The organism is Streptococcus suis (genome assembly GCF_046032115.1).
Classification (GTDB): domain Bacteria; phylum Bacillota; class Bacilli; order Lactobacillales; family Streptococcaceae; genus Streptococcus; species Streptococcus suis_AJ.
On sequence record NZ_JARQOZ010000006.1, the window covers coordinates 21,768 to 41,151 of the forward strand.

General features: G+C 41.2%; 22 protein-coding genes. All 22 read left to right on the forward strand.

Annotated features, from left to right (window positions below; all coding sequences use genetic code 11):
* Positions 1-136: 136 nt before the first annotated feature.
* The 22 genes from P7J36_RS03290 to P7J36_RS03400 all read left to right on the forward strand — a co-directional run bounded on the left by P7J36_RS03290 (position 137) and on the right by P7J36_RS03400 (position 19,366).
* Positions 137-1,045 carry a DMT family transporter gene (locus tag P7J36_RS03290; RefSeq protein ID WP_408551156.1) on the forward strand — a complete coding sequence of 303 codons (909 nt, stop codon included), beginning with the start codon at positions 137-139 and terminating at the stop codon, positions 1,043-1,045.
* 49 nt (positions 1,046-1,094) lie between these two features.
* A complete protein-coding gene (locus P7J36_RS03295) occupies positions 1,095-1,724 on the forward strand; it encodes a copper homeostasis protein CutC (protein ID WP_408551155.1) in 630 nt (209 codons plus the stop codon).
* 118 nt (positions 1,725-1,842) lie between these two features.
* Positions 1,843-2,520, forward strand: a complete 678-nt coding sequence (locus tag P7J36_RS03300; RefSeq protein WP_408551154.1) for an SEC10/PgrA surface exclusion domain-containing protein — start codon at positions 1,843-1,845, stop codon at positions 2,518-2,520.
* Between the two features lie 109 nt (positions 2,521-2,629).
* Positions 2,630-3,157 (forward strand): YqeG family HAD IIIA-type phosphatase, encoded by a 528-nt coding sequence (locus P7J36_RS03305; protein ID WP_408551153.1) that lies wholly within the window; start codon positions 2,630-2,632, stop codon positions 3,155-3,157.
* A complete protein-coding gene (gene yqeH / locus P7J36_RS03310) occupies positions 3,158-4,264 on the forward strand; it encodes a ribosome biogenesis GTPase YqeH (RefSeq protein ID WP_408551152.1) in 1,107 nt (368 codons plus the stop codon).
* A gap of 371 nt (positions 4,265-4,635) precedes the next feature.
* A complete protein-coding gene (yhbY, locus tag P7J36_RS03315; protein WP_024379048.1) occupies positions 4,636-4,947 on the forward strand; it encodes a ribosome assembly RNA-binding protein YhbY in 312 nt (103 codons plus the stop codon).
* Positions 4,948-4,959: 12 nt separating this feature from the next.
* On the forward strand, positions 4,960-5,592 hold the full coding sequence (locus tag P7J36_RS03320; RefSeq protein WP_408551151.1) for a nicotinate-nucleotide adenylyltransferase: 633 nt from the start codon (positions 4,960-4,962) through the stop codon (positions 5,590-5,592).
* Positions 5,589-6,176, forward strand: a complete 588-nt coding sequence (gene yqeK / locus P7J36_RS03325) for a bis(5'-nucleosyl)-tetraphosphatase (symmetrical) YqeK (protein ID WP_408551150.1) — start codon at positions 5,589-5,591, stop codon at positions 6,174-6,176. Before P7J36_RS03320 ends, yqeK begins: the two co-directional genes overlap by 4 nt.
* Before the next feature lie 511 nt (positions 6,177-6,687).
* Positions 6,688-7,005, forward strand: coding sequence for a GNAT family N-acetyltransferase (locus P7J36_RS03335; protein ID WP_050571867.1), 318 nt, complete (start codon positions 6,688-6,690; stop codon positions 7,003-7,005).
* Complete coding sequence (locus P7J36_RS03340; RefSeq protein WP_408551149.1) at positions 7,002-7,511, forward strand: cysteine hydrolase family protein; 510 nt, start codon at positions 7,002-7,004, stop codon at positions 7,509-7,511. The genes P7J36_RS03335 and P7J36_RS03340 overlap by 4 nt, the downstream gene beginning before the upstream one ends.
* 1 nt (position 7,512) lies before the next feature.
* Positions 7,513-7,872 (forward strand): ribosome silencing factor, encoded by a 360-nt coding sequence (gene rsfS / locus P7J36_RS03345; protein ID WP_024407250.1) that lies wholly within the window; start codon positions 7,513-7,515, stop codon positions 7,870-7,872.
* Between the two features lie 290 nt (positions 7,873-8,162).
* On the forward strand, positions 8,163-8,906 hold the full coding sequence (locus P7J36_RS03350; protein WP_408551148.1) for a class I SAM-dependent DNA methyltransferase: 744 nt from the start codon (positions 8,163-8,165) through the stop codon (positions 8,904-8,906).
* 32 nt (positions 8,907-8,938) lie between these two features.
* Entirely contained in the window at positions 8,939-10,744 is a 1,806-nt protein-coding gene (locus P7J36_RS03355) for an NACHT domain-containing protein (RefSeq protein ID WP_408551147.1), read from the forward strand.
* A gap of 47 nt (positions 10,745-10,791) precedes the next feature.
* Positions 10,792-11,886, forward strand: a complete 1,095-nt coding sequence (locus P7J36_RS03360; RefSeq protein ID WP_408551146.1) for a nucleotidyltransferase — start codon at positions 10,792-10,794, stop codon at positions 11,884-11,886.
* Between the two features lie 104 nt (positions 11,887-11,990).
* Positions 11,991-13,643 (forward strand): SWIM zinc finger family protein, encoded by a 1,653-nt coding sequence (locus P7J36_RS03365; RefSeq protein ID WP_408551145.1) that lies wholly within the window; start codon positions 11,991-11,993, stop codon positions 13,641-13,643.
* Positions 13,644-13,646: 3 nt separating this feature from the next.
* Positions 13,647-14,087: a UPF0158 family protein gene (locus P7J36_RS03370; protein ID WP_408551144.1), complete on the forward strand. Its 441-nt coding sequence runs from the start codon at positions 13,647-13,649 to the stop codon at positions 14,085-14,087.
* 60 nt (positions 14,088-14,147) lie between these two features.
* Complete coding sequence (locus P7J36_RS03375) at positions 14,148-14,876, forward strand: MerR family transcriptional regulator (RefSeq protein WP_408551143.1); 729 nt, start codon at positions 14,148-14,150, stop codon at positions 14,874-14,876.
* 295 nt (positions 14,877-15,171) lie between these two features.
* Positions 15,172-16,398 carry a peptidoglycan bridge formation glycyltransferase FemA/FemB family protein gene (locus tag P7J36_RS03380; RefSeq protein WP_408551142.1) on the forward strand — a complete coding sequence of 409 codons (1,227 nt, stop codon included), beginning with the start codon at positions 15,172-15,174 and terminating at the stop codon, positions 16,396-16,398.
* Positions 16,398-17,570 carry a peptidoglycan bridge formation glycyltransferase FemA/FemB family protein gene (locus tag P7J36_RS03385; protein ID WP_408551141.1) on the forward strand — a complete coding sequence of 391 codons (1,173 nt, stop codon included), beginning with the start codon at positions 16,398-16,400 and terminating at the stop codon, positions 17,568-17,570. The genes P7J36_RS03380 and P7J36_RS03385 overlap by 1 nt, the downstream gene beginning before the upstream one ends.
* 29 nt (positions 17,571-17,599) lie before the next feature.
* Positions 17,600-18,010, forward strand: a complete 411-nt coding sequence (locus P7J36_RS03390) for a peptide deformylase (RefSeq protein WP_253218639.1) — start codon at positions 17,600-17,602, stop codon at positions 18,008-18,010.
* Between the two features lie 126 nt (positions 18,011-18,136).
* Positions 18,137-18,349: a hypothetical protein gene (locus P7J36_RS03395; RefSeq protein ID WP_205031524.1), complete on the forward strand. Its 213-nt coding sequence runs from the start codon at positions 18,137-18,139 to the stop codon at positions 18,347-18,349.
* Positions 18,350-18,739: 390 nt separating this feature from the next.
* Complete coding sequence (locus tag P7J36_RS03400; RefSeq protein ID WP_408551140.1) at positions 18,740-19,366, forward strand: DUF1269 domain-containing protein; 627 nt, start codon at positions 18,740-18,742, stop codon at positions 19,364-19,366.
* Positions 19,367-19,384 lie beyond the last annotated feature (18 nt).

The window sequence follows — 19,384 nt, forward strand, 5'->3', positions numbered from 1 at the left end:
GTCCACTGGACTGTTAAACCCAATCAACCACTGCGCTGAGATGTTGACGCGAACTTAGGGAAGGGGTCCTGTCTTTTTCCTTCATGCCTGCTCTTTTGGTATAATAGGACTATTCGCATTGTGAAAAGGAGATAGGATGGCAGAAAAAAGATTGGGAACCTTGATAACCTTAGTTGCAGGGATAGCTTGGGGGCTTTCGGGCGTGAGTGGCCAGTATTTGATGTCACGCGGTATTTCAGTGGATATGATTACCTCCCTTCGGTTGATGGTATCCGGTGTTTTCCTGCTCGGGCTAGCCTATTTGACAGCTAGAGAGCAGTTAATTAGGGTTTTAAAGAGCAAACAGGCTTTGTTGGGCATTTTTGTCTTTGCTATGCTTGGTTTGGTACTCAATCAAATGGCCTACCTTCAAGCGATTTACTATACAAATGCAGGAACGGCAACTGTTCTCCAATATCTTTGTCCTGTCTTGGTATTGGCCTATACATGTTTGAAAAATAGGGAAAAGCCATCAGGAATTGAGTTGGTTTCAATTATCTTGGCAATCGCAGGTACATTTTTAATTGCAACCCATGGCAAATTGGATGAGTTGGCTGTGACGCCAATTGGCTTATTCTGGGGAATTTTTTCTGCCTTTACCTATGCGCTCTATATTATTTTGCCAGGAAAACTGATTCGTCAATACGGCAGTATAGTGGTGATAGGGCTAGGAATGCTGATGGGTGGTTTTGTAGTCACGCTTGGCTTACAAACCTGGCAGGGCAATCTTCCGCTTGATGGCAGTAGTCTGTTGGGCTTACTGGGGATTGTCGGAGTTGGGACCATTTTTGCCTATACAGCCTTTCTCAAAGGCGTCAGCATGGTGGGACCGGTAAATGGTAGCCTCTTAGCTTCTATCGAGCCAATTGCATCAGTCTTTTTTGCGGTCTGGTTGGTCAATGAACATTTTTATACGATTGATTTTGTCGGCATGTTATTCATCTTACTTGCGGTGATTCTGATTTCCTTGAAAGATGCTATCATTAGTAGAAAGAGTATTGGTTAATATACTCTTTTTTGTTATACTTAAGAAAAAGACTTGGAGAGGAATGACCATGATAAAAGAATTTTGTTCTGAAAACCATCTAGATGTTGCCAAAGCTATTTCGATGGGGGCCCAGCGGATTGAACTCTGCGATAATTTGGCAGTCGGAGGGACGACACCGAGCTATGCTGTAATCAAACATGTTTGCCAACTGGCTCACGAGCAGGGTGCAACAGTCATGACCATGATTCGACCCCGCGGTGGCGATTTTTGCTACGATGAGGCAGAGTTAGAGATGATGATGGAGGATTGCAAGGTGGCTAAAGAGCTAGGCTCAGATGGTTTGGTCTATGGTGTCTTGACAGAGGAAAAATGGTTGGATGAAGTCGCTTTGGAAGGGCTGTTTGAGGTATCGCAAGGCTGTCAGATTGTCTTTCACATGGCATTTGACCAAATCCCTAAAGAACGCCAATTTGAGGCTCTTGATTGGCTGGCTGGGCATGGAGTAACTCGGATTTTGACAAGAGGAAGTTTGACTGGTTCTGCCTTGAACAATGTGGAATGGTTGCAGGAAATTGTAACCTATGCTCAAGGCAAAATTGAAATCTTAATCGGTGGTGGCTTGACAGTGGACAATATGCCTGACTTATTGCAAAAATTACCAGTTGACCAGGTGCATGGGACACGTTTGTTTTGGTAAGAGTTGATGTATGAAATTCTTATCCTTCGTATAAGTATGTAATAAGAGTTGAAAAGGTTTACAAAAAGATATAAACTTGTTACAATAACAATATAAATAAACGTGGGGGGAGAAAAACATGACAACTATTGAAACAGCTGATAACCTAGAGCGTATTATCTTGCCAGAAGGTTATTATAAAACTCTCGCGCAGTATGTTCAAGCTGGGAAAACAGGTTTTGATCCTGAGCTGGAAAAATTGGGTGAGCAGGGGCTAGACATCAATATCTATAAGGGTTCTGAGCAAGATAGGGGAGTTATTCTTGAAGACATAGAGAATTTGCCTCAAGAGATCCGAGAAGAGTTAGCTCGCTTTGCAGCTGGTTTGCTCAATCCACTACGGGAACAATTGGGAACAGTAGCAGTTGAGGTGAGTGATTTAGCATTGGATTATGCAGTGAGCTTGGCCCAATCATTAAACAATTCCCTACGTTACCACAATTATGAAAGTTTGATTGCCATTGCCCAAATCAAGGGTGTGGAGCCCAAAGGAAAAGATTGTTTAGCTTTTTCGGAATTCAGAGAATGCTATACTTTGTACGATGCAAAAAAATTAGTCTATAAAGCTCTCGCTTGGCGTCTATTTGATGATAGTCATGCTGATTACGGACATGCAACGACTATTTTGGGGATGGATGATGACGATTCTGGAGTTGAACAAATTGGCTTTGCCTTCTCAAAATACTCACTAGATATTGATTGGCTCCTGACTCACATGATATTCATTCCTAAAGATTGGATTTTAGAAAAGAGCTAAACTTGCTGATGAACACTCGAGTTACCGGGTGTTTTTCCTTTTGGCTATCCATTCGCATTTTTCTTGGAAAAATGGTATAATTGTCTGATAAAAAACTTTGGAGTCGATAGTGAGTTTAGAAAATTACATGCCAGATTTTGCCTTGGAAAAGGCTTATGATGTGACCGTCAAAAGCTTGAAAAAACATGGCATCAAAGTAGTGTTTGTTGACTTGGATAATACCTTGATTGCTTGGAACAATCCCGATGGAACGCCAGAGATGCGCCAGTGGTTACATGATTTGCGAGACGCAGGCATTCCCGTTGTGGTGGTTTCAAACAATAAATACGAACGTGTCAAACGGGCGGTTGAAAAATTTGGGATTGAATTTGAAGCCTTCGCTCTCAAGCCTTTCACCTTTGGGATTAACCGTGCTTTGAAACGCTATGATGTCCAGCCACATGAAGTGGTCATGATTGGCGATCAGTTGATGACGGACATTCGGGCTGCTAAGCGAGCAGGTCTCAAGTCTGTCTTGGTCAAACCCTTGATAAAGACGGACTCTATTAATACGCAGATTAACCGTTGGCGTGAACGACGGACCATGAAAAAAATCATCGCAAAATATGGAGCGATAGACTACAAGAGGGAGATGTAAGTGGAAGAATTATTTTGTATCGGCTGTGGTGCCCAGATTCAGACGCTAGACAAGGCTGTCGCTGGATATACACCTCAATCAGCCCTAGAAAAAGGCCTGGAAACAGGGCAACTCTACTGCCAACGTTGTTTCCGTTTGCGCCATTACAATGAGATTTCAGATGTCAATATCTCGGATGACGATTTCTTGAAACTCCTCCATAGCGTAGGAGAAAGCGATGCCTTGGTGGTTAATGTCATTGATATTTTTGATTTCAATGGGTCGGTCATTCCAGGTTTGCCTCGCTTTATTTCAGGCAATGATGTGCTTTTGGTCGGCAACAAGCAGGACATTTTACCCAAGTCTGTCAAGACAGGGAAGGTCACTCAGTGGTTGACCGAACGAGCGCATGAAATCGGCATGCGACCAGTCGATGTGGTCTTGACTTCTGCTCAAAACAAGCAGGCCATCAAGGACTTGATTGAAAAGATTGAACAATACCGCAAGGGACGGGATGTCTATGTGGTCGGCGTGACCAACGTTGGCAAATCAACCTTGATTAATGCTATTATCCAAGAAATCACAGGGGACAAGGATGTCATTACGACTTCACGTTTCCCTGGAACAACGCTGGATAAGATTGAAATTCCTTTGGATGATGGTTCATACATCTATGACACGCCAGGGATTATCCATCGTCACCAGATGGCCCATTATTTGACGGCTAAAAACCTCAAGTACATCAGCCCTCGGAAAGAAATCAAGCCAAAGACCTACCAGCTCAATCCAGAACAAACCTTGTTCTTGGCTGGTTTGGGACGATTTGACTTTGTGGCTGGTGAACGCCAAGGCTTTACGGCCTTCTTTGACAATGAGCTCCAAATCCACCGCACCAAACTGCAGGGAGCTAGTGAATTTTACCAGAAACATGCGGGCTCACTTTTAGTGCCACCAACCAGCAAGGAATTGAAAGAATTTCCTGAATTAGTCCGTCATGAATTTACCATCAACGAAAAGACGGATGTGGTCTTCTCAGGTCTTGGTTGGATTCGTGTCAATGAAAAGGCTAAGATTGCTGCCTGGGCACCTAAGGGTGTGGATGTGGTGATCCGCAAGGCCATTATCTAATACTCTTCGAAAATTAAAAGCAGACGTTGTTGACTTGATTTGATGAGTGTAAAGCACCAGTGGAGCTTTACAGCCTGCTACCTAAAAACGTGAAAGTAGTAGGGTTTAATCTGCTCTTGGAGAGACGAACTTCGTTCGCTCTATTTCCGACCTCCAAAGGTTTCCTAAAACTTTGGAGCTAGTCTGATTTTAATTTTCATTGAGTATAAGAGGTATTTGATTTCAGTTTTTACAATTAAAGAGAAAGGAAGTTCAAGTCTTCTGATTTGAACACGGGCTAAGTATATCGGCGCAATGGGGAAAAACTTTGTTTTCTTTATTTCCCGATTGTAACAGTCTCCCAGTCTGTTACAACGCCCTTTGTATAATAAATTATGCTAACTTCAAAACAACGTGCCTTTTTGAACAGTCAGGCACACAGTCTCAAACCCATCATTCAGATTGGGAAAAATGGTCTCAATGACCAGATTAAAACCAGTGTTCGTCAGGCCTTGGATGCGCGTGAATTGATCAAGGTGACCTTGCTACAAAATACGGATGAAAACATCCACGAAGTAGCTGAAATCTTGGAAGAAGAAATCGGTGTGGATACGGTCCAAAAAATCGGTCGCATCTTGATTTTATTCAAACAATCTAGCAAGAAAGAGAACCGTAAAATTTCCAAACAGGTCAAAGAAATCTAAGAAGGAGAGCCTATGGCTATTGAACTCTTAACACCCTTTACCAAGGTTGAATTAGAGGTTGAAAAGAAAGAAACCAATCGCAAACAAGTAGGGATTCTGGGGGGGAATTTCAATCCTGTCCACAATGCTCATTTGATTGTGGCAGACCAGGTCCGTCAACAGTTGAAGTTGGATGAGGTCTTACTCATGCCAGAATTCATTCCGCCTCATGTGGATGCGAAAGAAACCATTGACGAATACCATCGCTATTCTATGCTCAAGATGGCTATTGCAGGTATTGAGGGCTTGGGGATTGAAACCATTGAACTGGAACGTCAGGGGATCAGCTATACCTACGACACCATGAGAGTATTGAAGGAAAAAAATCCTGATACGGATTATTATTTTATCATCGGTGCAGATATGGTAGACTACCTCCCAAAATGGCACAGGATTGATGAGTTGGTCAAGATGGTGCAGTTTGTTGGTGTCCAGCGTCCTCGTTACAAGGCAGGGACTTCCTATCCTGTTATCTGGGTAGATGTGCCATTGATGGACATTTCCTCCAGCATGGTGCGTAGTTTTATCAAGCAAGGACGGGTGCCGAATTTTATGGTGCCTCATGAAGTTCTGGACTATATCGAAGAAAAGGGACTCTACCAATGATTGCAGCAGATTTGACATTTGACCGTCAGGCTCTTTTGGAAAAAATCCGTGTAGCCATGAAGCCGGCGCGCTTCCAACATGTCTTGGGGGTGGAAGAGGCGGCGCTTGCCTTGGCAGACCAATACGGCTGTGATCCAAAAAAAGCCAGTCTAGCAGCACTTTTGCATGATTATGCCAAAGAAGTGGAAGACCAAGTCTTTCTGGACTTGATTGCCAAGTATGATTTGGACAAGGACCTGCTTAACTGGGATAATAACATCTGGCACGGTGTGGTTGGCGCCTATAAGATCGCAGAAGATTTTGGTTTGGAAGATGAGGAGATTTTCCAAGCTATTCAACGACACACCATTGGGGCTGGGCAGATGACCTTGCTGGACAAGGTACTCTATGTGGCGGACTACATCGAACCCAATCGGGATTTTCCTGGGGTGGACGAGGTGCGTCGTATTGCAAAAGAGTCCTTGGACAAGGCAGTAGCCTTTGAAACTGCCCAAACCATTTCCTACTTGGCCAAGAAGGGGGTTCCCATTTATCCACAAACCTTGGAAACCTATAATGGATATGTTGCTCGGTTGAAGGAGTAGGGATGATTGCATTATAGTCATTTAGTTTTTCTTTTATTACTTCGTTAACTCGCTTTGCCGTACTCCAGTACAGCCTGCAGCTCGTTGCCTAGTACTAAAAGTAAACTAAACGGCTATAAAATATCTTGATGAAAGCTCCTATCAAGCTGTCTTAGACTTGACAGTAGCCGAGGCAGATAAGGGCTTCGTGGCTCCCAACGTGCGTTCCTTGGCAGATGCCTGGTTATATAGAGATAATGGGAGTGGGAAAGAACTCGACGGGTTCTAAAAGAGTTCCCCTCACTTCCAAATAGTAGGTTCGGGCTAAAATAGTCCACCGGACTATTTTACTCCCACCCCCGCATAGCTCCAACAGTCAGAGTAGTGACTGTTGGAGGTTGGAAATGAAGCGAACTCGTTTGCATCAGTCGTAGAGGTCAGATTTGGAGTGTGTAGCACGAACAAAGCTGCCAATCAACCACTGCGCTGAGATGTTGACTCAAACTTTGAGAAGTGTACTTGCACTAGAACCTTGCCTCCCTATGCCATCTGGGCAGATGAGCAGGTTGTTGGCTTTGCTTTGATTGACATTGATGAGGACATCCAACAATATATGCTCTGGCGGTTTATGATTGGTCAAGAATTTCAGGGGAAAGGCTATGGTCAGGCTGCTTTGGAGGTCGTGATTGATCAAGCAAGAGCTCACCCTGTCTGCAATCATTTGATTGTTGCCTATGTCAAGGGCAACCAAAAGATGGCAAGACTCTTGGAGAAAAATGGTTTTGTCTTAGATCTTGAAGAAGAAAGGGAATTGGTGTTCCGTTTGGAAACGCCTGGGGTCAAGTTTTGAAATCAGCATTGTTAGTCATTGACATTCAAAACCTCCTAGTGGAGGAAAAACCTTATGCCATTGAAGAGCGATTAGCCCTCTGGCAAGATAGCATCACAAAAGCTCGTCAAGCGGGGCTAGAGATTATCTATGTCCGTCAAAATGACGAAGAATTTGCCACAGGCAGTCATGGTTGGGACATCCATCCAGCAGTAGCTCCTTTGGTTGGCGAGAAGATTGTTGACAAGAGGTACAGTTCTGCCTTTAAGGATACGAACTTGCAAGCCTATCTTGATGAGCAAGGGATTGATCGATTGATTGTCATGGGAATGGCGACCAATTTTTGCATTGACACGACGATTAAAGTAGCCTTTGAACTAGGCTACAAGGTAGCAGTGATTCAGGGCGGAACGACAACAGGTTATTCAGGCAAATTGGACGCCAAAGACTTGATTGACCACTACCAAAACATCTGGTCATGGAATTTTGCCCAGGTGGATAAATTAGAAAATATAATTAGAGGATAAGATGAAAGAACTAGATTTAGTAAAAGTTGTGGTCCAGGCTGCTGATGACAAGCGAGCTGAGGACCTTGTTGTAATTGATGTTCAAGGCGTGACCAGCCTGACAGACTACTTTGTGATTGCCAGTTCCATGAACAGTCGCCAGTTGGAGGCTATTGCGGAAAACATCCGTGAAAAGGTAGCGGAAGTTGGGATCAAGGGTAGCCGTGTAGAAGGCGATAGTAACGGTGGCTGGGTCCTATTGGACCTTGGAGGCGTAGTCGTTCATATCTTCTCAGAAGAAATGCGTGACCTCTACAACCTTGAAAAATTATGGCACGAAGGCAGCTTCCTAGAAGTCGCAGAACTTTTAGAAGAGGAGTGAAACAGTTCGGGGAACTGTTTCAGCTGGTCACCCTAAGACTCGAAAATGATCAAAATGAGTTCACTATTATGTGATTAGAAGTGATAGACTTTTTGAAAAAATATGAAAACAGATTTTGATTTGGGTGCACTATTCGAAACTTGAGTCAACATCTCAGCGCAGTGGTTGATTGGCAGCTTTGTTCGTGCTTCCCACTCCAAATCTGACCTAATCAACTGTGCGGGGGCAGGAATACGAACTCTTTTGATTTAAGGAGTTCTTTCCTGCTCCCTTTTTATGAAAGGGAAAATATGGCAACTTATGAAACCTTTGCGGCGGTCTATGATGAAATCATGGATGACAGCTTGTATGATAAATGGACAGATTTTAGCTTGCGGAACTTGCCACAAGACACCAAGACAATTTTAGAATTGGCCTGTGGGACAGGGATTCAGGCTGTGCGTTTTGCTCAAAAGGGTTATGAGGTGACAGGGCTTGACCTGTCCTATGAAATGTTGGAATTGGCCCAGAAAAAAGCAGAAGCTGCTGGTGTCATGATGGAACTGGCCCAAGCAGATATGATGGCTCTGGAAGGTGTTGGAGATTTTGATGCTGTGACTTGTTACTCAGATAGTCTTTGCTACATGGCTGACCAAGAAGCTGTTTTGCGGGTCTTTGAAGGGGTTCACTCTGTTCTCAATCCGGGCGGGACCTTCCTCTTTGATGTTCACTCCATCTATCAAATGGAAGAAGTGTTTGCAGGCTATAGCTACCATGAAAACTACGAGGACTTTGCTTTCGTCTGGGATACCTATGAGGGTGAGCATGAGCATTCGATTGTTCACGAATTGACCTTCTTTGTCAAAGATGAGGACAGCCAAGAGGAGCGGTTTATTCGTCGGGATGAAGTTCATGAAGAGCGGACCTATCCGATTGAAACCTATGTGGAATTATTGAATCAAGCTGGTTTTACATCTGTGGAAGTTTTTGCGGACTTTGAAGATCAAGCTCCGACAGAAACTAGCCAGCGGTGGTTTTTCAAGGCGGTCAAATAATTGATAGAATAAATGTAAAGGAGGAGTATTTTATGAATCCACCTGTATCGAGTGATTATATTTTGCAAGAAGCTAAACCAATTATTGCAGGTTTTTATAATAAATTAAAAAAAGCATATAAAGATTTTGAGTTTAAAAAAGAAGAAGAATTAGGATTGATTTATCAAGATTATCTAGATTATGCTATGAAAAAGTATTCAACAATAAAAACACTTTTATATAAAAATGAAGGTAAATACCTATATAATTTTTATGAACATGTTGATTTAGAGAGTCATTATACTGACAGTATTTCTACAGAGAATACCGAGAATATTTTCACTGCATCTAAAAACATCATTCTTTCAGGTACTGGTGGTATAGGAAAGTCTATGCTAGTGAAACATATTTTTTTAGATCAGATTAATCGTGGTACTTCTGTTCCAGTTTTTATTGAATTAAAATCATTAAATGATTTTAATAATGAAGAAAAGACTCTCATAGATTTTATCTATTCAGAGGTAAGTAACCATCATTTGAAATTATCTCAAGAATACTTTTTAAATACTCTTGAATTTGGTAGGTATACTATTATTTTTGATGGATTAGATGAGGTTATTTCTTCCAAACGCGGATGGTTAGATAATTCAATCAAGAGTTTTGTGAGTCTATATGAAAAAAATAGATACGTTATTTCATCGCGACCATCAGAAGAATTTATTGGTTGGCAATCATTTGTAGAATATAAATTAAAAAGATTAACCAAAAATCAATCTTTAGCACTAATCAATAAGTTGGATTATGATATAAAGATTAAGAAACAATTTGCTAAAGAATTGAAAAATCATCTTTATGATAATCATGAATCTTTTGCGTCCATACCACTTTTATTAACTATTATGTTGATCACTTTTGAAGCAGGAGCATCAATTCCAGATAACTTAACAGATTTTTATAGCCAAGCATTTTATACTCTGTACCAAAGGCATGATGCATCTAAGTCTGGATACAAGAGAGAGTTAAAAGCTAAATTAGCGTTGGAAGAATTTAAAGCTGTTCTATCTTATATCGGTATGAAGACATTTATTAATGGGCAAGTTGATTTCGATGTTAGTGTAGTGAGTGGAATGATTGCAAAATATTCTGAAAAAAATAATATTCAACTGAATAGTGATTATTTTATCCATGATGCTACAAATAGTGCATGTATGATGATTCAAGAAGGGACGAATTTAAAGTTTTCGCATAGATCGTTTCAAGAGTTTTTTGCTGCTCTGGGAATTGTTCAGCTAGATGATAATCTACAATCGAAAATATTAGTTCAATGGGTAAAAGTTGATAGTAATAATGTATCTGCTCATAAAACATTTTTAAATTCGCTATTTTCAATTCAGAAAGAAAGAACATTTAAAAATCTTTGTATTCCTATTATAAAAATGATGGAAACTCAATTTTTTAGCTTAGAAAGCATCGAGAAAATAAATGAGTCATCATTTAAATATTTTACAAGGCACCAGACTAGAGATGGCAAGGAGGAATTAAGATTTCAGTTAACAGAAAGTCATCGCTTTTACTTTAGCTTAGAATTTTTAATTTTTTCAAATTTAGGCATTGACATACTTTCAATCAGTGATTATTTGAAGATGGAGGAGTATGAGAAAAAAATCCTCTTAGGAATGGAGCCAGATGAAAGAAAATATTACGAACAATTTAATGATTTAGAAAAAATTATTTTGAATCAGTGGGTTGAAGAATGGTATTTGAGAAGACATACCTATCTTTTGGACTGGGCGGATGGATATATAAGAAGTGTTACAACTCGTAAAAGAACTCTTCAAAGCCTAATGGAAGAAATTTAATTAAGATGTTTTAAATGATACCAACCAAATAATTATAGGAGCAATATATGACGATTTCCGGTATCGTAGCAGAATACAATCCCTTTCACACGGGGCATAAATACCTGCTGGAACAGGCGGAAGGTTTGAAAATCGTGGTTATGTCTGGCAATTTTATGCAACGGGGTGAGCCAGCCATTGTGGATAAGTGGACACGGGCTCAGATGGCTTTGGAACATGGGGCAGATCTTGTTGTTGAGATGCCCTTTTTGGTGTCGGTCCAGTCGGCTGACCATTTTGCCAAGGGAGCAATCAGCATTTTACACAGGCTAGGTGTGGAAAAACTGTTTTTCGGTACGGAAGAAATGCTGGATTACCAGAAAATTGCGGATATCTATGTGGATAAGTCGGAAGAGATGGAAAATTTTGTGAAAAACTTGCCAGACAATCTCTCTTATCCACAGAAGACTCAGGCCATGTGGCAGGAGTTTGCTGGGCTGACCTTCACAGGTGATACGCCCAATCATATTCTGGGCTTGGCTTACGCCAAGGCGGTGGCTGGGACAGGTATTCAGCTCTGCCCTGTTCAGCGGCAGGGGGCTGGTTTTCACTCGGAAGAGGTGGAAACGACCTACGCCTCGGCGACGGCTATCCGCAAGGGTGCTGACCAGTTGGACTTGGTGCGTGACTTTTTACCGTCTGCCAGTCTCTTTGAAGAGGCGACCAAGGTAAGCTGGAGAAATTATTTTCCCCTGCTCCGCTACCAGATTGCGACCCACCGAGATCTCAGTCAGGTCTTTCAGGTCAACGAAGAACTAGCCAGTCGTATCCGCTCTGCCATTGGGAGCGCAGCGACCGTGGAGGAGTTAGTGGATGCTGTTGCGACCAAGCGCTACACTAAGGCGCGGGTGCGGCGGGTGCTGACCTACATCTTGGTCAATGCAGTGGAAGCTCCCTTGCCAGATGCGGTCCATGTCCTAGGCTTTTCGGCTCGAGGCCAGGCCTATCTCAAGACGGTCAAGGAGCGAGTGGGCTTGGTGACGCGGATCGGAAAAGAGCCTTGGGATAGCCTGACCCAGCAGGCGGATGCGGTCTATCAACTGGGCGCTAACGCAATAGCAGAGCAGACCTACGGGCGCGTGCCGGTGAGGGTGGAAAAATGAATAGGAGTTGAAATCAAGAGAAAATAGGAAGTTTTTGTAGTTGACTTGAAAATATTCCTATTTTTTTTGTATAATTTAAGTAGCAAATTCAAAGGACATAAATCATGAAAAATTGGATGGACTATTTTAAGCCTCACATTATAGATAGGGGCTACAGTTTGTTTTTAGATGACGCTGTTCAAGGGCTTGAAGAGACAGGTGAGGGCTACTCTGCACATGTCATTGGTAGTCAAGTCTATCAGGTGGAGATTGACTTGGAGCATGGTCAGCTAGTCAGTATGTGGTGTGAGTGTCCCCATGCTCAGGAGATGAACCACTGTAAGCATATGGCTGCAGTCTTGTTTGCCATTTCGGAGTTGGAGGGTCAGCCAGTTGTCAAGGGAAAGGATGTGTCACTTGCCCAGCTCTTGGATAAACTGACAGTTGAGCAGCTACGGGATTTTATTCTTGAATTGGCTCAAGAAGATAGGGAACTGGCTAATCGAATTCAGCTGCGTTTCTCTGCCCAGTTAACTTCACAGCAAGTGGAAAATGTGAAAAAGGAAATCAGAGATCTGGGGCTTCCTTTTGAGGACAGGCGTACGGGCTATATCGAGTATAGGCAGACTAGGGATTACGAACGGGCCGTGGAAAAGGCCATGCATCAGTATCTCCAGCCTTTGCTAGATAGGTGTGAGTATGAGAGTTTCTTGGCTGTATCAGATGCCTTCTATCATCAGATTTGCCAACAAGAGTTGGATGATTCCAATGGAACAACTGGTAGTCTACTTTATAGCCTTGCTGGCTACTGGCAGCATTTATTGACTGTAGCTCCGGATAAGATTGCCCAAGAATTACTAGACTGGTGCTTAGGACAGCTAAGTGGCTATGAGGTTGCAGAGGATCTTCTCATGGAATTTGTGGAAATGGAGTTTCAAGAAGAAACCTTCCTTGAGCAGAAATTGACCTATTTTCAAGCGGTCTTGCAGGCGATAGAAGAAGGAGACAAGTCCTCTTGGTCATGGAAATTCCGTCGTGATCGATTTGCCATGCTCTGTTACAGGTTGTTGGTTCAGTTGGGCTCTAGTGAGGCAGACTTGCTGACCTTCCAGGCCAATCATTGGGAGGTTGCAGAGCTTCGTAAACTGGCCATTGCTCAGGCTGTAGCAAATCAGCAGCTAGACCGGGCAGTTCACCTCTTACAGGAAAGTAAGCGATTGGATGCCCAGTATAGAGGATTGGTGTCGGATTATAGCCAGCAGCTACGGGACATCTATCGTTCTCAGGGGCGGGATGACAAGGTGAGAGAAGAACTCCTGGAGATGATTTTCTCAGCTGGTGATACTGACTTGGAACTGATAGAGGAGTTACGGGACTATGTTTCTAGGGAAGAATGGCAGAGCTACTTAGATGATTTGCTGGAGGATCGTCGTTTCCAGTCACAGCAGTTGAAGTTGTTGCAATTGGCAGACCGACCGCAGGAATTATTGGACCGCATAAGAGCAAGTTACTGGGTCTTAGAAAATTTGGACCGGTTCGAGGACTACTTATCAGAGAAACTGCCTGAGCAATTACGAGATACCTACGCCCAAGCTGTCAGTCAGCAGATGGAGGCGGCTAGTAGTCGAAGTCGCTATCGTCAGTTGGCAGGGTATTTGGTAAAAATTGCAGGTTTACCTGATGGAAAAGTAGTGAGTGAAAGTCTTCGCACCTCGTGGAAAGTCCAGTATCCGCGACGCAAAGCCATGATAGAGGAATTAGATGCAGTGAGGTGGTAGGATATGGCAGTTTGGTTTCGAGATGTGGTCGATGCATTGCAGATGCTGAGTCAAGATGACAGGTACTATTATGATAGTCACTTAGATGCATTAGTCTACCTGTCTGTTGAGGATAGGGGACTCGAAGCCCGTGATGGTTTAGAAGAAGAGATTGAGGAGGATGTGATGGGACGGTTTGTACGGCTGCCGACCTATTATGACTTCAATCCCTACACATTTATGGAGCGTTATGTTTATCATTTGCCTGATGGTGACTTGTCTGACCACCTGTCTCGAGCCATTCGAGGTCGCGGTGCCTTTGGGCGTTTTAAGAGTGAGCTAGAGAGATGTGAACGCTTGGAAGACTGGTACGCATTTGAGGCACAATGCTACGAAGAACTTGTACTGGACTGGTGTCAAGAAAATGAGATTGCTATTGTGGATAACCAGTTGAAGAAAATCTAATATTTCCCTTGACTCTCACCTTACGTTATCCCTTATACTGGTCATAGAGAGGGGGGTTACATGAACGAAAAATGGACGGTAAAGCAGGTTAGTCAGCTGACGGGACTGACGGTGCGGACCTTGCACCACTATGATCAGATTGGTTTGCTCAAACCAGCCTTTGTGGCAGGCAATGGCTATCGTTACTATAATCAGGAGAACTTGGCTCGTCTGCAAGAAATTCTATTATTTCGAGAATTGGATTTTCCTCTCAAAGATATTCAGCAGCTTCTGGATGTGACGGAAGTCAATCGTCAGCAGGTCTTGCGGGACCATATCACCCTTTTAGAGCTCAAAAGGGAACGGCTGGATCGCATCATCAATCACGCCAGATTGCTCACAGAAAAAGGAGGAGAAGTCATGGCTTTTCACGCATTTGACAGCAGTCAACTAGAAGCCTACAAGGCGGAGGCAAAGGAGCGGTGGGGGAATACCTCAGCCTTTGCGGAATTTGAAGAGAAATACGATGCCAGTAAGAACCGGGTGTTTGCCCAAGAGATGCAGGCTATTTTTGAGGTTTTTGGAAAAATGCAGAGCTTAGAAGTCAGTCATCCAGATGTGCAGGCTCAGGTAGCGAACTTGCAGGCCTATATTACAGAAAATTTCTACACCTGCACCAAGGAAATCTTGCAAAATCTAGGTCTTATGTATGTTGAAGATGAACGATTTTCAGCCAACATAGACCGAGCAGGTGGACCAGGCACAGCAGCTTTTGTCAGTCAGGCAATAGCGATTTATTGTCAAGAATAAATAAGGAAAGTCTAGTGAGAACTAGGCTTTTTTATGTTCATCTTGGCTATGTATATATCAATTTAATTATAACTTGGAGGTACATTGCTAAATTTTAAAATATTAGAAACCAAAGGAAACGAATATATATATGCATGAGTGATTTCGTGGCACAAATAAAACATTATTATTTTTTTATGATTGAGTAAAAATACTTGACAAAATCGATTGCTATACTAGTATAGCAGGGCTTGACACTACGGGCAAGCCCTTCCTAATTAGCGTTAAAAGTAATTATGAACAAGGGGAATAATTAATGTTTTACACTTATAAAATGGGTATATCTGCTGAGGAACATGATTCATTTGTAAAGCAATCACCACAGGCTAACCTGTTGCAGAGTAGTCAGTGGGCAACCGTAAAAAGTGAGTGGCGAAATGAGAGACTAGGCTTTTTTAAAGATGGGAAATTAGTGGCAGTTGCTTCTCTTCTTATCAGAAGGTTGGTAGTACCATTTGGTTTTACGATGATTTATATACCAAGAGGTCCTGTAATGAATTATGAAGATGCTGAATTAGTATCATTTGTATTTAAGTCTATAAAAGAATTTGCCCTTCGAGAACGCAGTGTTGTTATAAAATTCGATCCATTTATTCGACTATCTAGTAAAACTATAACAGGAGATAGGGAAGAGGAATTAAATGTACTTGCCGTCAAAGATAGGATTGTTGATTTGGGAGGTATTTGGTCTGGTCGAGTGCAGACCATGTCGGCTACAATCCAACCTACTTGTCATGCAGTATTATATAGCGAATCCTTCTCAGAGGAATCACTAAATAAACGAGTTCGACAAAATATTCGGTCGGCGCGTAATAAAGGTATTGAGATTCGAATTGGTCGTGAGGAGTTGTTAAGAGATTTTTCAGAGCTATTAAAAAAGACTGAGGAGCGCAAATCTATTCGCTTGCGGGGGAGGGAGTATTATCAAAAAATATTGAATGCCTATCCAGAAAATTCTTATATTGTAGTTGCCTATTTGGATTTAGCAGAGAGATATGAACAGTTATCTTATCTTGAAGAAAAATTAGTAAAAGAAGCCATGACCTTCACATCCACTACAAGACAATCGAAGATTGAAAATTATAAAAAAGAAACCCGAAGAATAAATACAGAATTAGAAATGATAAATTCTCTGACTCGTAACGGGAGTAAGTTAGTTCCATTGGCTGGTACTTTGACAATTAATTTTGCAGGAACATCTGAAAATATCTATGCTGGTATGGATGAAAAGTTTAAACATTATCAGCCTGCTTTACTAACATGGGTGGAGACAGCAAAGTATGCTTTCGAACGAGGTGTGAAATGGCAAAATTTAGGAGGAATAGAGCCAACTTTAGACGGAGGCCTTTATCACTTTAAATCACATTTGAATCCAGTAGTAGAAGAGTATATTGGGGAATTTGACCTTATTGTTTCGCCAATATTATATAAGATTTTTCAAGTTTTACTGGAAATTAGAAAAAAATTAAGGAAGAAAAAATAATGGCTTTTTGTCAAATAACTAAAGAAGAATTTTTAAAGCATTGTGAACAAGTAAATGAAAAATCATTTTTTCAATCTGTTGAAATGGCTGGATTACTATCCAAGCGAGGATACGATGTTCGTTATGTTGGTTTTAAAAATTCACAATCAGAGATCGTTATTTCTACTTTGCTTTTCTGTAAGAAGATGGCTGGTGGTTTGTATATGGAATTGAATTCTGGACCGCTGGTTACCGATGATGCTTATTTAGAGGAATTTTATCAATCTTTAAAAAACTATGCTAAGCGTGAAGGCGTACTTGAATTGGTGGTCAAGCCTTCCCAAGCCTATCAACTCTTTGATAGTGTAGGGAGTCCAATTAGTGAAGCAGATACTCAACTAATTGAGAAGCTGGTGCAAGTTGGATTTAAACATGATGGCTTACAAACAGGTTATCCAAATGGAGAGCCTGTTTGGCATTATGTGAAGGATTTGCAAGGGTATTCAACAACGTCGTTATTGCAATCCTACAATAAAAATAGTAAACGAAACATAAAAAATTCAGAAAGTTACGGTATCAGGATTCGTAGCATCAATCATAAGGAGCTTTCAGCTTTCAAAAAAATAATTGAGGAAACTGGAGCTAGACAAGGCTTTGAAGATAGAGATAGTGGTTACTATAACAGTCTTTTTGAAAGCTTTGGTACACAGGCAGATTTTTTAGTTGCAGAACTTGACCCGAAAGCCAGTCTAAAGCAAATTGAAAAGGAAATAGAAACAAGTGATAGAAATTCAAAACAGTATGCACAGCAAGTGCAGAAATTGTTGAAAAAACAGGAGGTGGTTCAAAATATTTTAAATCAAACTCAGACAGCTCCTATTTTTTTGGCATGTGCACTGATAATCTATGATGTGAATGAGGCAACTTATCTTTTTGGTGGCTCATATTCAGAGTTTCAAAGCCTATCTGCACCTTTCTTACTTCAATATGAGGCGATGCAACGTGCAATAAAACGAAATCTTAATCGTTATAATTTCCTTGGTATTCAAGGGATATTCGACAGCTCAGATGGTGTTCTTCGATTTAAACAGAACTTTAATGGTTACATTTTGAGAAAAGCTGGTACTTTTCGCTATTATCCTCATCCTATAAAGCATAAAATAATTCAAATTATCAAAAAAATAGTAAAATAATACTATATACTTTATCGAAAGAGGTTCCCATGATTCAACCTATTATGAAGGATATTTTCTTCCTACAGCAGAAATCTGAGCCTGCGACTCAGCTAGATGTGCAGGTCGGTCAGGATTTGCAGGACACTTTAGCAGCTAACGCTCACGCTTGTGTGGGCATGGCGGCCAACATGATTGGCGTCAAAAAGCGGATTATCATCGTCAACATGGGCTTCACCAACCTGGTCATGTACAATCCCGTCCTCATCAGCAAGGCCAAGCCTTATAAGACTGAGGAGGGTTGCCTGTCGCTGGAAGGTACCCGCCCGACGACACGCTATCAGGAGATTGAAGTGGAGTTTTTTGATGTTTCATGGAAAAGGCAGAGCCTAAAGCTGACAGACTTCCAAGCTCAGATTGTTCAGCATGAACTAGATCATTTGGAAGGGATTATCATCTAGTAGTTACCGAATCTACCGTCAGGTAGATTCAGATTGAAGACAAAGTCCTTGGAACACAAGTTTCCAAGGGCTTTTCTTTGTGCAAAGTCGTATAAAAGAGCTAAGAAGAGTTGTGAGGTATTTCCTATGTTTCGCAAAGAAAAATCAGATTATAATCGACGCCAATATGGTTTCTATACGATAGAAGAATTAGTCCCAGAGGATCACTTTCTTCTACAAGTGGACTCAGAGGTTGATATTGACTTTGGCATGTTTAAATATCAAAAAAATGGTGAAATGGATAGCGAATATCCCTTTTTATTTTGTTCTAAATCCGGTTTTTGGTGGAATAACAGATGATAAAGCAAATAATTTCGAAAATACAACAAAAAGACAAACGCCAAAAATGACATTTGTCTATGTTCTGGCACGCCAAACGCATGAAGAAAATTTTGTTTTCGGAAAACGCGCTTTCATATTTTATACAGTTTTTTAGCAAAAATTTATGCTACAATTAGTCTGAATTTGAGGAATTATTCATGACTAAATGTAAAAACCGTAAAAATAAATTGAAAAAATGCATGTAACAAGAAAATGGTTACATGCATTTTCTTCATGCGTACGACGTGATGTTCTGGAACTTTGTATTGAATATAGTATGATAAAGTGTTATAATAACTACTGTATAGGTTGTTATACACAGGTCATGGACCTAATCCGTTTACTTAAAAAAGAAAGGAAATCTAGGTGATGGAAAATATCGTTGTTTCAATTTTTCATGTTGAAAGTGAGGCTTTTCAAGCATTTTCAGAATTAAAACAATTTGGTCAAACTGAAAATACAAAATTAGCCCAAGTTTCAATTGTGAAAGCTGAGGATGGAATCGTTAAAGTGAAGGACAGCTTTGATTTAATGAATTCTGTAGGGAGCGATTATTTCGAAGGCGGTCTCATAGGCAGTCTCATTGGAATTTTAGGTGGCCCGCTTGGAGTTCTCTTTGGTTTTGTAGCTGGTGGCCCGCTTGGAGCTTCCATTAGTTTAGATAAAGAATTGGCTAAATCGGAGCTAATTACAACCGTTAGTGAAAAATTGACTAACGGGGAGGTCGCTATTATTGCACTTGTGCAAGAAAATGATGAATCTGTTTTAAATGGTATTTTTGAGAAATATCAGACTATTATTGCAAGATGGGATGTTGCGACTGTTTCAGCAGAAGTAGAATCAGCCCTCAAAATTCAACAAGATCTAGCTCATCAGGCTAAAGCACGTTTAATTGCGGATAAAAAAGAAGCCCGTCATGAAAAATTTGACAAGCTAAAAGCTGACATTAAAGAAAAATTTGACAAGCTAAAAGCTGACATTAAAGAAAAACTTTAAAAAAAGAATTAGCTTTCA

Excerpts from the sequence above, each read along its gene's own strand:
- P7J36_RS03290 (WP_408551156.1), top strand. The coding sequence starts at position 137 with ATGGCAGAAAAAAGATTGGGAACCTTGATAACCTTAGTTGCAGGGATA.
- P7J36_RS03295 (WP_408551155.1), top strand. The coding sequence starts at position 1,095 with ATGATAAAAGAATTTTGTTCTGAAAACCATCTAGATGTTGCCAAAGCT.
- P7J36_RS03300 (WP_408551154.1), top strand. The coding sequence starts at position 1,843 with ATGACAACTATTGAAACAGCTGATAACCTAGAGCGTATTATCTTGCCA.
- P7J36_RS03320 (WP_408551151.1), top strand. The coding sequence starts at position 4,960 with ATGGCTATTGAACTCTTAACACCCTTTACCAAGGTTGAATTAGAGGTT.
- yqeK (WP_408551150.1), top strand. The coding sequence starts at position 5,589 with ATGATTGCAGCAGATTTGACATTTGACCGTCAGGCTCTTTTGGAAAAA.
- rsfS (WP_024407250.1), top strand. The coding sequence starts at position 7,513 with ATGAAAGAACTAGATTTAGTAAAAGTTGTGGTCCAGGCTGCTGATGAC.
- P7J36_RS03350 (WP_408551148.1), top strand. The coding sequence starts at position 8,163 with ATGGCAACTTATGAAACCTTTGCGGCGGTCTATGATGAAATCATGGAT.
- P7J36_RS03355 (WP_408551147.1), top strand. The coding sequence starts at position 8,939 with ATGAATCCACCTGTATCGAGTGATTATATTTTGCAAGAAGCTAAACCA.
- P7J36_RS03360 (WP_408551146.1), top strand. The coding sequence starts at position 10,792 with ATGACGATTTCCGGTATCGTAGCAGAATACAATCCCTTTCACACGGGG.
- P7J36_RS03365 (WP_408551145.1), top strand. The coding sequence starts at position 11,991 with ATGAAAAATTGGATGGACTATTTTAAGCCTCACATTATAGATAGGGGC.
- P7J36_RS03370 (WP_408551144.1), top strand. The coding sequence starts at position 13,647 with ATGGCAGTTTGGTTTCGAGATGTGGTCGATGCATTGCAGATGCTGAGT.
- P7J36_RS03375 (WP_408551143.1), top strand. The coding sequence starts at position 14,148 with ATGAACGAAAAATGGACGGTAAAGCAGGTTAGTCAGCTGACGGGACTG.
- P7J36_RS03380 (WP_408551142.1), top strand. The coding sequence starts at position 15,172 with ATGTTTTACACTTATAAAATGGGTATATCTGCTGAGGAACATGATTCA.
- P7J36_RS03385 (WP_408551141.1), top strand. The coding sequence starts at position 16,398 with ATGGCTTTTTGTCAAATAACTAAAGAAGAATTTTTAAAGCATTGTGAA.
- P7J36_RS03390 (WP_253218639.1), top strand. The coding sequence starts at position 17,600 with ATGATTCAACCTATTATGAAGGATATTTTCTTCCTACAGCAGAAATCT.
- P7J36_RS03395 (WP_205031524.1), top strand. The coding sequence starts at position 18,137 with ATGTTTCGCAAAGAAAAATCAGATTATAATCGACGCCAATATGGTTTC.
- P7J36_RS03400 (WP_408551140.1), top strand. The coding sequence starts at position 18,740 with ATGGAAAATATCGTTGTTTCAATTTTTCATGTTGAAAGTGAGGCTTTT.